This window comes from Streptosporangium sp. NPDC004379, from assembly GCF_042873875.1.
GTDB lineage: Bacteria > Actinomycetota > Actinomycetes > Streptosporangiales > Streptosporangiaceae > Streptosporangium.
In genome coordinates, this window is sequence record NZ_JBIAMC010000002.1 from 678,715 (window position 1) to 692,509 (window position 13,795).

The 13,795-nt window shown below is 69.7% G+C and carries 12 protein-coding genes and 1 rRNA gene; 9 read left to right on the forward strand and 4 right to left on the reverse strand.

Annotated elements, in window-relative coordinates:
- Positions 1–35: 35 nt before the first annotated feature.
- Positions 36–1,670 (reverse strand): ABC transporter substrate-binding protein, encoded by a 1,635-nt coding sequence (locus ACFYSC_RS07180; RefSeq protein ID WP_389957896.1) that lies wholly within the window; start codon positions 1,668–1,670, stop codon positions 36–38.
- Between the two features lie 508 nt (positions 1,671–2,178).
- On the opposite strand from ACFYSC_RS07180, the gene ACFYSC_RS07185 reads away from it, so the two are divergent.
- The 4 genes from ACFYSC_RS07185 to ACFYSC_RS07200 all read left to right on the forward strand — a co-directional run bounded on the left by ACFYSC_RS07185 (position 2,179) and on the right by ACFYSC_RS07200 (position 4,927).
- Positions 2,179–3,114, forward strand: a complete 936-nt coding sequence (locus ACFYSC_RS07185) for an ABC transporter permease (protein WP_362931268.1) — start codon at positions 2,179–2,181, stop codon at positions 3,112–3,114.
- Positions 3,107–3,958: an ABC transporter ATP-binding protein gene (locus ACFYSC_RS07190; protein ID WP_362931266.1), complete on the forward strand. Its 852-nt coding sequence runs from the start codon at positions 3,107–3,109 to the stop codon at positions 3,956–3,958. Before ACFYSC_RS07185 ends, ACFYSC_RS07190 begins: the two co-directional genes overlap by 8 nt.
- Before the next feature lie 51 nt (positions 3,959–4,009).
- A complete protein-coding gene (locus ACFYSC_RS07195) occupies positions 4,010–4,531 on the forward strand; it encodes a YbhB/YbcL family Raf kinase inhibitor-like protein (RefSeq protein WP_362931264.1) in 522 nt (173 codons plus the stop codon).
- Between the two features lie 192 nt (positions 4,532–4,723).
- The gene (locus tag ACFYSC_RS07200; protein WP_362931262.1) at positions 4,724–4,927 is read left to right on the forward strand and encodes a hypothetical protein; all 204 of its coding nucleotides are present in this window, start codon (positions 4,724–4,726) and stop codon (positions 4,925–4,927) included.
- A gap of 365 nt (positions 4,928–5,292) precedes the next feature.
- Here ACFYSC_RS07200 and ACFYSC_RS07205 read toward each other — a convergent pair whose 3' ends face one another.
- A complete protein-coding gene (locus ACFYSC_RS07205; protein WP_389957902.1) occupies positions 5,293–5,640 on the reverse strand; it encodes a hypothetical protein in 348 nt (115 codons plus the stop codon).
- Between the two features lie 527 nt (positions 5,641–6,167).
- Between ACFYSC_RS07205 and ACFYSC_RS07210 the strand changes: the two genes are divergently transcribed.
- The 4 genes from ACFYSC_RS07210 to ACFYSC_RS07225 all read left to right on the forward strand — a co-directional run bounded on the left by ACFYSC_RS07210 (position 6,168) and on the right by ACFYSC_RS07225 (position 11,638).
- A complete protein-coding gene (locus ACFYSC_RS07210; RefSeq protein WP_389957905.1) occupies positions 6,168–6,782 on the forward strand; it encodes a DUF1707 domain-containing protein in 615 nt (204 codons plus the stop codon).
- 306 nt (positions 6,783–7,088) lie between these two features.
- Positions 7,089–8,198, forward strand: coding sequence for a phosphate acyltransferase PlsX (plsX, locus tag ACFYSC_RS07215; protein ID WP_389957907.1), 1,110 nt, complete (start codon positions 7,089–7,091; stop codon positions 8,196–8,198).
- A gap of 217 nt (positions 8,199–8,415) precedes the next feature.
- On the forward strand, positions 8,416–10,164 hold the full coding sequence (gene argS / locus ACFYSC_RS07220) for an arginine--tRNA ligase (protein ID WP_389957909.1): 1,749 nt from the start codon (positions 8,416–8,418) through the stop codon (positions 10,162–10,164).
- A 145-nt stretch (positions 10,165–10,309) separates the two neighbouring features.
- A complete protein-coding gene (locus tag ACFYSC_RS07225) occupies positions 10,310–11,638 on the forward strand; it encodes a hypothetical protein (protein ID WP_389957911.1) in 1,329 nt (442 codons plus the stop codon).
- 141 nt (positions 11,639–11,779) lie between these two features.
- Here the strand turns inward: ACFYSC_RS07225 and ACFYSC_RS07230 are convergent, their stop codons facing one another.
- Positions 11,780–12,172 carry a cell division protein SepF gene (locus ACFYSC_RS07230; protein WP_362947485.1) on the reverse strand — a complete coding sequence of 131 codons (393 nt, stop codon included), beginning with the start codon at positions 12,170–12,172 and terminating at the stop codon, positions 11,780–11,782.
- Positions 12,173–12,363: 191 nt separating this feature from the next.
- Here ACFYSC_RS07230 and ACFYSC_RS07235 point away from each other — a divergent pair, with 191 nt between their 5' ends.
- Entirely contained in the window at positions 12,364–13,152 is a 789-nt protein-coding gene (locus ACFYSC_RS07235) for a PhzF family phenazine biosynthesis protein (RefSeq protein ID WP_389957914.1), read from the forward strand.
- 376 nt (positions 13,153–13,528) lie between these two features.
- On the opposite strand, the gene rrf is transcribed toward ACFYSC_RS07235, so the two are convergent.
- Positions 13,529–13,645, reverse strand: a 5S ribosomal RNA gene (gene rrf / locus ACFYSC_RS07240).
- Between the last annotated feature and the right edge of the window lie 150 nt (positions 13,646–13,795).

The window sequence follows — 13,795 nt, forward strand, 5'->3', positions numbered from 1 at the left end:
CGGCCGGGCGCGGCGCCCGGCCCGTGGGGCGTCGGTCAGGCGACCTTCTCGACCTCGGTCCAGACGACCTGGTTGAGGAGGTTGGTCTTGACGCCCTTGACGTGCTGGGAGAAGGCCGCGTTGGTCCGGTAGAAGTACACCGGGATGTACGGCAGATCCTTGATCAGGATGTCGTCGGCCTGCTGGTAGTACTTCAGGCCCTCCTCCTGGGTCGCGGCGGCGTCGCCCTTGGCCAGCAGCTCGTCGAACTGCTTGTTGGACCAGCCGGCGTAGTTGGAGCCGGTCTTGATCGCGACGGTGGAGAAGACCGGGGTCAGGTAGTTCTCCGCGGACGGGTAGTCGATCGCCCAGCCCATGCGGAACATGCCGGTGTAGCTCTTCTTGTCCAGGTCGTCGAGGATCGAGGCGAACTTCTCGAACGGCTTGACCGTGACCTGCACGCCGAGGTTGGCGCGGAGGCTGTTGGCGACAGCCTCGATCCACTCCTTGTGCGGGCCGTCGGTGTTGTAGCCCAGCTCCAGCGTCTTCGGACCGCCCGCGGCCGCGTACTGCTCCTTGGCCTTGGCCGGGTCGTAGGTGCAGGCCGCGCAGGCGCCCTGGCGGTAGCCCTCCAGCAGCGGGTTGATGAAGTCGTCGGCGGGGGCGCGGGTGCCGGAGAAGACGGTCTCGGCGATCGTCTTGCGGTCGATGGCCATGGAGATGGCCTCGCGCACCTTGATGTTCGAGTAGATCTTGTTGTACTGCAGCGGGAAGCCGATGTAGCCGACGCCGGCGTCGGCGGTGTCGATGTAGCGCTCGCCCAGCTCGGTCTTGGCCCGGGAGATGGCCGACGGGGGCAGCGAGTCGTGGACGTCCAGGTTTCCGGCGACCAGGTCGTTGAACGCGGTCTCCGGGCTCGTGTAGAGCTTGAACTGGAGCTTGTCGAACTTCGGCTTCTCACCCGGGAACTTGTCGTAGCGGGTGAGGTCGATCGTCTGGTCGGTGCCCTTGTTGTAGGGCTTGTCGAGCTTGAAGTAGCCCTGGCCGATCGGCTGCTTGGCGTACGCGTCGGTGATCTTGCCGTCGGAGCCGAAGGCCGCCTTGGGCAGCGGGTAGAACGCGGTGTAGCCGAGCATCGTCTTGAACTGCGAGAACGGCTTGGAGAGCGTCACCTTGAAGGTGCTCTCGTCGACGGCCTTGAGGCCCTTCATCCCCTTGGCGGAGACGGTCTTGCCCTCGCCCGGGTTCAGGTCGGCCCAGCCCTCGACGCGGCTGAAGAAGCCGTTGGCGCCCTGCGCGTTGTCCTGGTTCGCCGCGTAGTTCCAGGCGTCCACGTAGTTCTGGGCGATCAGCGGCTCACCGTTGTGCCAGGTGTAGCCCGGCTTGAGCTTGATCGTCCAGACCTTGTTGTCGGTGGACTCGATCGACTCGGCGACGTCGTTGACGACCTGCTTGTTGTCGTCGTAGTCGACGAGCGGGGCGAAGATCGCGGCCAGGACCTCCGAGCCCTCGGACTCGGTGGTGTCGCCGGGGTAGAAGAGCTTCTGCGGCTCACCCAGCTCCATGCGCACGGGCTGGTCGCCGCCGGCGGCCGATCCCCCGCCGGTGGAGGACTGGCTGCCGCACGCGGCGAGCCCGAGCGCGAGCAGCGCGGTGCCAGCGATGATCCGTGCGCCGTTAGTAACGCGCATTGTAGGTTTTTCCTCCCTTTACAGGCGGACGTCGCCGATTAACTGCCGAAGACCGGGGCACAACGGAAGAGGATCTTGTGGTCCTCGGATCCCCGTCACCCTGGGCAACGTGCTGACGCCCCACCAGTCAGACGCGACTATCCCGTACCGCTCCACACCGGGTCGCCCCTGTGATGTTGCAGTTGGGTCACGCTTATGCCGGTTCAACGCCATAAGTCTGCCAGCACCGTCCCCACAACCTCCCATCGAGGTATTAACCCGACATAGAGGCACATGTGGTACGTGAACGACCAGGCTAAAATACCGGCGCACCGGCAGTGCTCGCACCCGTTGCCCCTCTGCTGACCTTGAGCTGGGCTAACGTTGGGCGGGGCGAGGGGGACCCGGGGTCCATCGGCAAACCACACGAATCGCCGTGGAACCTCTTTCCCGGAGATCCCGTCCAATGTGTGCGGCGGGACCCCCGCCGCAGGCACTTCAACCACTCGCATCCAATAGAGTCCTTGCCATGAGCCAGCCGGAATCCGCGATCGCGGACGCCCAGGCGGGCGGCCCGAAGAACGGCACCTCCGCCACGGGGCAGGAGCCGCTGGCCAAGCTCGCCGAGCGTTACGGACTTCGGCGTGCCATCGCACGCCCCAGTCTGCCCGTCTACCTGCGCCAGTTGTGGGAACGACGGCACTTCGTCATGACGTACGCCACCGCGCGGAACGTCTCGAAGTACAGCAACTCAGCCCTGGGCCAGCTGTGGCAGGTCCTCACGCCGCTGCTCAACGCCGCGATCTACTACGTGATGTTCGGCCTCATCCTCGGGGCCAAGGGCGGCATCGTGAACTACCCGGCGTTCCTCATCACCGGGATGTTCGTCTTCACCTACACCCAGCGCTCGGTGAGCAGCGGCGCCAAGGCGATCTCCGGCAACCTGTCGCTGATCCGCGCCCTGCACTTCCCCCGCGCCGCGCTCCCGCTCGCCTACACCATCCAGGAGTTCCAGCAGCTCCTGATCTCCATGGGCGTGCTGGTCGCGCTGATGTTCGTCCTCGGCGAGATGCCCACGTGGCTCTGGCTCCTCGTCCCGGTCGCCCTGGCGCTGCAGACCATGTTCAACATCGGCGCGAGCCTGGTCCTGGCCCGCGTCGGCGCCTCGGCCCGCGACCTGAACCAGCTGCTGCCCTTCATCATGCGCACCTGGCTGTACGCCTCCGGGGTGTTCTTCTCCATCCAGGACCGGGTCGTGAACGCCGCGCACCTGCCCCAGTGGGTCGCCGACGTCATGTACTTCAACCCGGCCGCCGCCTACATGGAGCTCATGCGCGACCTGCTCATGCAAACGCACGAGCTTCGCCCCTACATCTGGCAGGTCTGCGTATTCTGGGGAGTGTTCGCCCTGATCGGTGGCTTCTGGTACTTCTGGCGAGCCGAGGAGAAGTACGGCCGTGGCTGAGTTGACCGAGGAGCTGTCGCACGTGAAGGCCGAGGAGCCCGGCGTCCCCAGCACGGACGTCAGGGTGCACCCTGACCCCGAACCCGCGGGCAAGGGCGAGGAGCCCGTCCCCACGGTCATCGTGGACGATCTGCACATCATCTACCGCGTGTACGGCGCGGCCACCGACAACGAGAAGGGCAACGCCGCCAACGCCCTCATGCGCCTCGTCAAGCGCCAGGGACGGCCCCAGATGAAGGAGGTGCACGCCGTACGCGGCGTGTCCTTCGTGGCCCACCACGGCGACGCCATCGGCATCGTCGGCCGCAACGGCTCCGGCAAGTCCACGCTGCTGCGCGCCATCGCCGGCCTGCTGCCGCCGCACTCCGGCGCCGTCTACACCGACGGCCAGCCGTCCCTGCTCGGCGTCAACGCCGCGCTGATGCGCGAGCTCACCGGCGAGCGCAACATCGTGCTCGGCTGCTACGCCATGGGGATGAACCCCGCGCAGGTCAAGGAGAAGTACGACGACATCGTCGACTTCTCCGGCATCGGGGAGTTCGTGCAGTTCCCCATGTCCACCTACTCCTCGGGCATGGGCGCCCGCCTGCGTTTCGCCATCGCCTCGGCCAAGTCCCACGACGTGCTGCTCATCGACGAGGCCCTGGCCACCGGCGACCGCGACTTCAAGCGCAAGAGCCAGGAGCGCATCAAGAAGATGCGCGACGAGGCCGGCACGGTCTTCCTCGTCGCCCACAACCTCGATGTGATCGAGGAGACCTGCAACAGGGTCATCTGGCTGCACAAGGGAAAGATCAAGATGGACGGCGACCCGAAGGCGGTCCTCGCCGCCTACAACGCCTGACCCCGGGCAGGATGGGGAGGTCAGAAAGACCGTCCCACCGGAGGTGAACCTGTGTCCTCGCGGCCACCGATCCCCTACGACTTCCTGCCCCAGGTCCCCGCGCTGACCGTCGAGAGCGACGACGTCCGCGACGGCGAGACCATGTCCCGGACCCATGTGTTCGACGACTGGGGCTTCACCGGAGAGAACCTCTCCCCGCACCTGCGCTGGTCCGGCGCCCCCGAGGGCACGCTGAGCTACGCCGTCACCTGCTACGACCCCGACGCCCCCACCGGCAGCGGGTTCTGGCACTGGCTGCTGTTCGACATCCCCGCCGACGTGACGGAGCTTCCGAGGGGCGCCGGGAGCGCCGACGGCGGATTCGGCACCCACGGCCGCAACGACTACAGCGCCAACGCCTACGGCGGCGCCGCCCCGCCGCCCGGCTGGCCGCACCGCTACGTCCTCGCGGTGCACGCCCTCGACGTGGACAAGCTCGACCTGGGCCCCGACACCCCGCCGGCCGTGGTCGGGTTCAACATCACCGCCCACACCCTGGCCCGCGGCTACATCGCGCCGGTCTACGAGAGCTGACCACCGCGCCGCCGCCCCGGTCCTGCCCCGGGCGGACCGGCGCCCGCAGGACGGCCGCCCACCCGGACGCGTCCCGGCGCACCGGGTTCCCCGGCCCCGCCGCGTCCGGCGCGCCGGGCGGGCCGCCGCGTCTCCGGCGCGCCCGTCCCGATCCGCTGACACGAGGATCAGTGGTCCGCTATGATTCGAACGTTGGTTCGATCATTGGAAGCCGTCATGGAGTGGGGGAGCGCGTTGCGAGAGCTGTCGACCGCGATCGACCACCTGGCCGTCGAGGACCCATCCGAGATTCCCCGCCTCCAGCTGACCGAGCAGCTCATCGAGCTGCACTGGCAGATGGCGCGGCTCCAGGCCCAGATCGCCCGCCGCACCGCCGTACGGGCGCCGGGGGCCTGAGCGGAGCGGGTCCGCGCACACCCGGGCGATCCGCGGGCCCGAAGCACCCGGGAGACCAGCGCGAGGTCCCCGGCACCGGGAAGGGCGGCGCCCCGGGGCGCCTCACGCCCACCGGGAGGGCGCACGTGGCCGGACTTCGGCGGCCGGTCACGGCGCGCGGCACGACGGAGAGGGGGCGGCCGATGCACATCGGCCGCCCCCTCTCCTCGTCACGGCCCCCGGCCCCCGGCCCCCGGCGGGTGCCGGGGGCCGGGGGCCGCTCCGAGCCCCGTCCCGGACCCCGTCCCGCGAAGCGATCCGCGGGGCGGAGACCCGGTCCGTCCGGTGGCGCCCCGCCCGTTCGCGGGAGCGCCACCTGGCCGCCGTCAGCGGCCCATGACCACCAGCGGCATGCCGCCCATCGGCATCCCGCCCATCTGCGCGCCCATCGGGATGCCGCCCATGGGCATGCCACCCATCGGCATTCCGCCCATGGGCATTCCGCCCATCGGCATGCCCATGGACGGCATGCCCGTCTCGGTGCCGCCGTTGAGACCGAGCGACCCGATCGGCTGGCCGAGCAGGTTGAGGTTGTCGAGCTGCAGACCGAGGATGCCCAGCAGGTTGTCGTTCCCGCCGATACCGCTGTTGGTCGCCGCCTGGGCGGGGGCGCACACCGTCGCCGCGATACCGAACGCCGCGACGGCCACGGCCGTCTTGATGACCTTCTTCATGGTTGCCTTCCCAGCTTCTCTTCGGCCCGCTTGACTCCCGGACTCTTTTCGGGAAGCGGGCTTTCGGACCCTGTGTCGCCGGCGGGCGCGAGGTGAAGGGTGCGCGGAGAACGCGCCGGCCGGGAACCGCTCGGCATTTGTATCCCAGGCCGGACGGCGCGAGATCGGCCTTTGGCCAGCTGATTACCCTCCTGGCCCGTGCCGTCCCGTCCCCGGGTGCACACTTGACCGGCCACGGCGGATACGGGGCCTCCACGCCACGACCTTCACTCCCGCCGGACGGCGCACCGGAACCCCGAACCGGATGCGGCCCGCCTTCCCCGGCGTCCTTCCGGCTCCGGACAGCACGGCCCCTCCCCCGGCACCTCTCCCGCTCCGGACCGCACGGCCCCTTCCCCGGCGTCCCGGCTCCGGACCGCGCCCCCACGCGGCTCGCCGTTCCCTACGCTCCGTACGACTTGACGTCCTCCTCCGGAAAACACCGGATTCACCTATCGCGATATATCTTGTCCGCATACAATCGGCGTATGACCTCCCTCGACCCCGCCACCCGCGTGGCCGGTCTCGTCCCGCACGGGTCCGACCCCGCGCTGCGCGCCTCCGACGCCGACCGCGACCATGTGGCGAGCGTGCTGAGCGAAGCCCTCGCCTCCGGCAGGCTCACCAGCGTCGAACACGCCGACCGCCTGGAGGCGACCTACAACGCCGTGACCGTGGGCGAACTCGTCCCGATCACCCGCGACCTGCCCGACATCACCTCGGCCGGCACCGGCGCCGCTCCCGTCCGGCAGGAGGTCGGCGCGGTCTTCAGCAAGGTGATCCGCGGCGGGCGCTGGATCGCCGGGCGCCACACGGCGCTGAACGCCACCTTCGGCGCCCTGATCGTCGACCTGTCCGACGCCGTCCTCCCCGGCCGGGAGATCACCCTTGAGGTCGACTGCCGCTTCAGCAAGATGATCGTCAGGGTCCCCGAGAACTCCCACGTCATCGACGAGGTCGGCGCGCTGTTCTCCAAGCGCAGCATCTCCGGCGGCGTCGGCGCCGAGGACGGACCCGTCATCAGGGTCGTCGGCAACGTCACCTTCGGGAAGATCATCGTCTCGCGGGAGACGACCGACTGGAACCTTCCCTCCAGGCACTGAGACCCGCCCCTCCCGAAGCCCTCCCGCCCCCGGGAGCCTTCCTCCGGACCCCGGAACGCTTTCGAGCCCCGAACCTCTGCGTCCCCGGGAGGCATCTGCGTCCCGGGAGGCTTTCGAACCCCGGCCGCTTCCCCGGACGCTTTCGAACTCCGGACGCTTTCGAGCCTCGGACGCTTTCGGGCCCTGGACGCTTTCGGGCACCGGGTGGAAAGGACCGCATCCGGGGGCTCCGGCCCCCCGGGAGACCGAGCCCGCGGCCACCCCGCCTACGATGCGGACATCCACTTTCCCGCACGAGGTGACCGCTTGCCTGACACCGACGCCTCCGGCGTCCCGCCCATCGCCCTGGACGCCATGGGCGGCGACCACGCTCCCGACGAGATCGTCGCGGGAGCCGTGCGGGCCGTACGGGAACACGGGGTGCCCGTCCTCCTCGTGGGCGCGCCCCGCCCTCTCCACGAGGCGCTCGCCCGGCACGACGCGCTCACCGAGATCCCCATCGTGCGGGCCGAGGAGGCCCTCGCCATGGACGAGGGCGCCCTGGCGAGCCTTCGCCGCCCGCGCTCCAGCATCGCCGTCGCCTGCCACCTCGTACGGCGGGGCGACGCCTGCGCCGTGGTCTCCGCCGGATCCACCGCCGGGGTGGTCGCCACCGGCAAGCTACGGCTCCGCAGCCAGCCCGGAGTGCTCCGTCCGGCCATCGCGGTCGCCCTGCCGACCAGGCCCGTCCCCACCATCCTGCTGGACGCCGGGGCGAACGCCGAGGTCAAACCCGAGATGCTGGTGCAGTTCGCTCATCTCGGAGCCGCCTACGCGCAGGCATGCCTCGACATCCCCGACCCCACGATCGGCCTGCTCACCATCGGCAGCGAGCCGGAGAAGGGCAACAAGCTCGTCCGGCGGGCCCACGAACTGCTGTCCGCCGTGCCGGGCCTCAACTTCGCCGGCAACATCGAGGGACACGACCTGCTCACCGGAGCCGTCGACGTCATCGTCGCCGACGGCTTCACCGGCAACGTGGCTCTCAAGACCATGGAGGGCAGCGTCCGTTACGCCTTCTCGGAGCTGGGGGCCACACTGCGGGAGAGCCACGCGGCCCGGCTGGGTGGCCTGCTGCAGCGCAGACGCCTCAGGGAGCTTCACCGGCGGCTCGACCCGGAGGTCCACGGCGGGGCCGTACTGCTCGGCCTGAACGGCACCGTGGTCATCGCACACGGGGCTTCCCGGGCCGGCGGCGTCAGCGCCGCGTGCGTCCTGGCGGCCGAGCTGGCCCGGCGGGGCGTGGTGGCGCGGGTGGGAGAACGCCTGGCCCACTCCCGGTCGCACCGCCTCTGGGGACGATCGTCCCCGCCGGCCTCCCCGGCCGCGACCCCGCCGCCGCCTCCGCCGGACCCCGGCGACGGCCCCCCGGAATGAGACCGCCGCATGGGCGGGACGGCCACGTCGGTGAGACCGTCGTACGGGCAGGACCGCCACGCCCGGCGAGACCCCGCACGGGCAGGGCCCGCGTCCGGCGCGACCCCGGAACGAGGCCGCGCGGCCCTCTCGCACCCCTGCCCGCCACCGTTTTCAAGATCATGTCATCGGTCGATATATAGCGGGTTCAACGCAGGCCAACCGATACCCTTGATGTATGACCGACCCGCAGCTCGTGCTCACCGAGCGCGTCCAGCAGGCGCTGGCCGCCGCCTTCGGCGCTGAGTACGCCACCGCAGACCCGCTGATCCGTCCTTCGCAGTTCGCCGACTACCAGGCGAACGTCGCGATGAGCCTGAGCAAGCGACTGCGACGGGCCCCGCGCGAGGTCGCCCAGGAGATCGCCGACCGCCTCTCCGGCGCGAGCGGGGAGGGCGAGCCCTTCCCCGGCACCGTCGAGGTCAGCGGCCCCGGCTTCCTGAACATCACCCTCTCCGACGACTGGATCACCGGTCAGGTCACCGGCCTGCTGGCCGACCCGCGGGCCGGCGTCCCCGAGACCGCGTCGCCGCAGACCGTCGTGGTCGACTACTCCGCGCCCAACGCGGCCAAGGAGATGCACGTCGGCCACCTGCGCACCACCATCGTCGGCGACGCGCTCGTCCGCGTCCACGAGCACCTCGGCAACCGGGTCGTCCGGCAGAACCACCTGGGCGACTGGGGCACCCCGTTCGGCATGCTCATCGAGCACCTCCTCGACATCGGCGAGGACGCCGCCGTGGCGCAGCTGGAGGCCGGAGAGGGCAACGCCTACTACCAGACCGCCCGCGCGAAGTTCGACGGCGACCCCGAGTTCAACCGGCGCGCCCGCGCCCGCGTGGTCACCCTCCAGGCCGAGGAGCCGGAGACCATGCGCCTGTGGCGCATCTTCATGGACGCCACGGTCCGCTACTTCAACAAGGTCTACACCCAGCTCGGCGTGACGCTGACCGACGCCGACATCGCCGGCGAGAGCATGTACAACCCCATGCTCGCCCAGGTCTGCGACGAGCTGCAGGAACGCGGCATCGCCGTGATCAGCGACGGCGCGCTCTGCGTCTTCCCGCCCGGCTTCACCGGCCGCGAGGGCCAGCCTCTCCCGTTCATGATCCGCAAGAGCGACGGCGGGTACGGCTACGCCACCACCGACATGGCGACGATCCGCTACCGCGTCCAGGACCTCAAGGTCGACCGCATCCTCTATGTGATCGGCGCGACCCAGGCCCTGCACATGTCGATGCTGTTCGCCTCCGCCCGGATGGCCGGCTGGCTGCCCGACCACGTCGACGCCGAGCACGTCCAGATCGGCAGCGTGCTGGGCAGCGACGGCAAGATGTTCAAGACCCGCAGCGGCGAGTCCATCAAGCTGCTCGACCTGCTCACCGAGGCCGAGACCAGGGCCGCCGCGGTGATCGCCGAACGCGACTACGACGAGGCGACCCGCGCGGAGATCGCGCGCGCCGTCGGCATGGGCGCGGTCAAGTACGCGGACCTGTCGGTCAGCCACGACAGCGAGTACGTCTTCGACTTCGACCGCATGCTCGCCCTTACCGGCAACACCGGCCCCTACCTGCAGTACGCCACCGCCCGGATCCGCTCCATCTTCCGCAGGGGCGAGGTCGATCCGGCGGAGGCGACCGGCCCGATCGTCCTCGGCCACCCGGCCGAGCGAGCCCTCGCCCTCCAGCTCCTCGGGTTCGGCCCGGCCGTGCTGGAGATGGCCGAGGGGTCGGTCCCGCACAAGCTCGCCGCCTACCTCTTCGAGACCGCGAGCGCCCTCACCACGTTCTACGAGCACTGCCCCGTACTCAAGGAGGGCGTCGAGCCTGCCACCCGCGCCTCGCGCCTGGCCCTGCTCGCGCTGACCCTGCGCGTCCTGGAGACCGGCCTGGGCCTGCTCGGCATCCCGGTGCCCGAGCGCATGTGAGATCATCGACCGAATGATCGCCTTGATTCAGCAAATCGAGGCGATCATCCGGCAAAGTTGGATTCGGCGCGCCTCCCGACGGGGATGACCGGATCGCACTACGCTGGCGCGGTCAGTCGGTCACGATTTCGGGGAGTTCTCTGCCTTGAGCACGGACCTGACCGCGAGCCCCCGCATCGGAACGGAGCCGCACCGCTACGCCGAGGCGCTCCTTTCGGGCCTGACCGCCGGTGACGGCGCCGGCCTCCCGATGCCACCGGAGACCGCGGACGCGCCCGAGCACTGGCTGGGGCCCGCCGTCCAGGCTCTCGACATGATCCTGCGGGGCGAGGACGCCCTCGAACCTCTCGGCCGCGCCGCCCAGCTCGACGGCCGACAGACCGCGCTCTTCCTCTGCCTCGCCCTGGCCGTCGCCGGGCAGGGCGAGCAGATCCACGCCTCCTGGCTCGGCATCGCCTTCGGTGAACTGTCGCTGGACCGGCCGGTCACCCACGGCCAGCGCGCGCTCTGGCTCGCAGCCGCCCGCGGCGCGTACGGCCCCGCCGGCAAGATCTTCGTGCTCCGCAGACTCGACGCGGTGGCCATCCCCGCGCACGCCGAGCCCGAACGCTGGCTGAGCGCGCTGACCCCGCACGAGCCCGCGATGGTGGTACCGCCCTCGCTGGTCGACTTCCCCCAGCTCGCCGAGCTTCCAGAGCTGGCCGAACCGGTGCAGGCCGCCGCCCAGCTCGCCCGCCTCCGTGGCCGGTGCACCGAGATCACCTCCGCCCGGCAGAACGGCTCCGGCCGCACACCGGCCGTCCCCGAGACGAGGCCCACGGAGGCCGAGAAAGAGCTCCTCGGCGCCCTACGCCACCTCATCGGCTCCGCCGAACCCGAGACACCGCCCGGCCGGCTCACCGACCACCTCCTCACCGACCTGCGGCCCGGCTCCGACCTGCACCTCGCGGGCATCGCCCTGCACGTGGCCGCGCCCATCGTGCGGTCCGCCGCGGAGACCCTCGTCACGGCCACCCAGGCCGAGCCGCCGGAATCGGTCACCATGCCGATCCTGGGACACCACGTGGTCCTCCGGCCGGAGGGCCCGGACCCCGAGTCGCTGGCCGCGGCCGAGGAGCGGATCTCCGTCGAGGGTGTGCCGAACCGCGGCCGCCCCTGGATGGGTTACGCGCTCCTCGTCTTCGGCGTCGCCGTACTGGCGGCGGCGTTCGCCACCTCGGCGACGCTCCCCCTCGCGGGCCTGGCGCTGGCCCTGTTCGCGGCGGGAGGCTATGGGCTCTGGCACCGGCGCAGGCGCGAGCGGGCCGACGCCGAGTACGTCACCGCGCAGCTCTCCGAGCTGAGGGAGCTGGCGGAAGGCGCCGTATGGGCGCTGCACGAGTACGCCCGGGAGAACGAGAAGCGCGTCCATGACGCGGCGGCGGACCTCGCCGAACTGATCCGCCTGCTCCGCAGGGGACCACGCGCCCGCTAGGTTCTGTTTTGTGGATCTTTTCGCCTACTGCGGTCGGCCAGGCGGCCCCTCGCCGTACTCGGCCGCCGGGTTGCGCACGCCGCGGGACACGAACGTGCCCGGAGGCGGCGTGACGCCTCCGGGCACGTTCCAAAGACCGGATCAGCCGGTGGTGATCTCCACGTCGGCGGGCGCCAGCAGGAAGACCTTCTCGGCGATGCGCTCGATGCGGCCCTCGCAGCCGTAGGCCAGGCCCGCCGCGAAGTCGACCATCCGGGTGGCCTCGGCGGTGCTCATGCAGTTGACGTCCATGATGACCGTCTGGCCGTCACGGAAATGCCGCCCGATGAGCGGCGCGTCGTTGTACTTGCGCGGCGTCAGCATCACGATCTGTGAGGGCTCGCTCGTCGAGCGCCAGCGCCTCGCCGCGCGCTCCGACGCGGACTGCCAGTCCTCGCCCTCGCCTTCGACGTCGTCCACGTACTCGTAGGACTCGTCGTAGTCCTCAACATCGCCCAGGCCAAGGTATGTCGCCACCTTGCGCACTGCCCCCATCGGCTCGTCCTTTCCTACAGGACCACGCCGCAGCCGGCTTGTCCCTCCACCTTGGACGGTAACCGACGAATTGGAGTTCGCCGCGCGACACGCCCAGGGCTTATTCCCACTTTGTACGGCTAGCGCACTGGTCCACCCGACCCACATACCCACTTCTGGGCGGATATTGCCTCACGACTAGCATTATGGACATGCGCATCTACACGGTCGATTCATTTACCGACCAGCTTTTCAAGGGTAACCCGGCAGGGGTCTGCCTACTCGACAATCCGGCACCGGACGCCTGGATGCAGGCCCTCGCCGCGGAGATGCGGCACTCCGAGACCGCCTTCCTCCTCGGAGGAGAGGCCGGCGAGCCGTACTCGCTCCGCTGGTTCACCCCGACGACCGAGGTGGCCCTGTGCGGACACGCGACCTTGGCGACGGCGCATGTCCTGTATTCCACCGGAACAGCGCCGGAAACCCTGAAGTTCGCCACGAAGAGCGGAATCCTCGCCGTGACCAGGGACGAAACCGGTCTGATCACCATGGACTTCCCCGCCAAGCCCCTGGAGGAGGCCGACCCGCCGGAAGGGCTGACGGAGGCGCTGGGGGTGAATCCCCTGTGGGTCGGCCGGAACGTCTGGGACTACCTCGTGGAGGTGGAGTCCGAGGACGCCGTACGCGCCGCCTCCCCCGACTTCCCCGCGCTGGCGGCCGTCGACGCACGAGGGGTCATCGTGACCGCCCCGGCGGCTCGTCCCGGCGTCGACTACGTCTCGCGGTTCTTCGCCCCCAGGGTCGGCGTCCCCGAGGATCCGGTCACCGGCTCGGCCCACTGCGCCCTGGCGCCGTACTGGACGGCCAAGCTGGGCCCGGCGACCCTCGTCGGGGAGCAGCTCTCCGAGAGGGGTGGGGTGATGCGCACGACCGTATGCGGGGACCGCGTCGAACTGTCCGGCCGGGCGGTGACCGTCCTCTCGGGCGAACTCCACGTCTGAGAGCCCGAGCGCGTCACCCGGGATCCCTTCAGCGCTTGAGGCCTCGGATGCTTCCCGGATGTCCCGGTGTGTCGACTGAGGTCGCGGCACTTCCCGAAGGCTCCGAGGCGCCGGCTTGGACTCCCGGCCATGCCGCCCCCACCCGGATGGAGTAATGGCCCCCACGGCTCGTACCGAACCCATCCGAATGTGCGCCGCACACGGACACTCGAAGTCCGGGAATCACGATTAAAAGTGACGAAGAACCACATGCACGGAAAACGCGCTTCGCCCGAAGGGCGAAAAAGCGCATATGGAATGCAAGAAAAAGAGTCGAGAAATACAGAAAGGGCTGTTCTCTGACGAAGTCAGAGAACAGCCCTTCCCATGAAAGATTGTCCGGCGGCGACCTACTCTCCCACACCGTCCCCGGTGCAGTACCATCGGCGCTGAAGAGCTTAACTTCCGGGTTCGGAATGTAACCGGGTGTTTCCCCTTCGCCATAACCGCCGTAACACTATGAAACACACAAACACGCGCACCAACCCAAACCCTCACGAGCCTGGGGATGCAAGCGGTGCCTGCTGCCTCAGAATCACACAGTGGACGCGAGCACAACCCAACAAGACCACGCGCTGCTCCGGACCCGGCGAAGGATACAGAG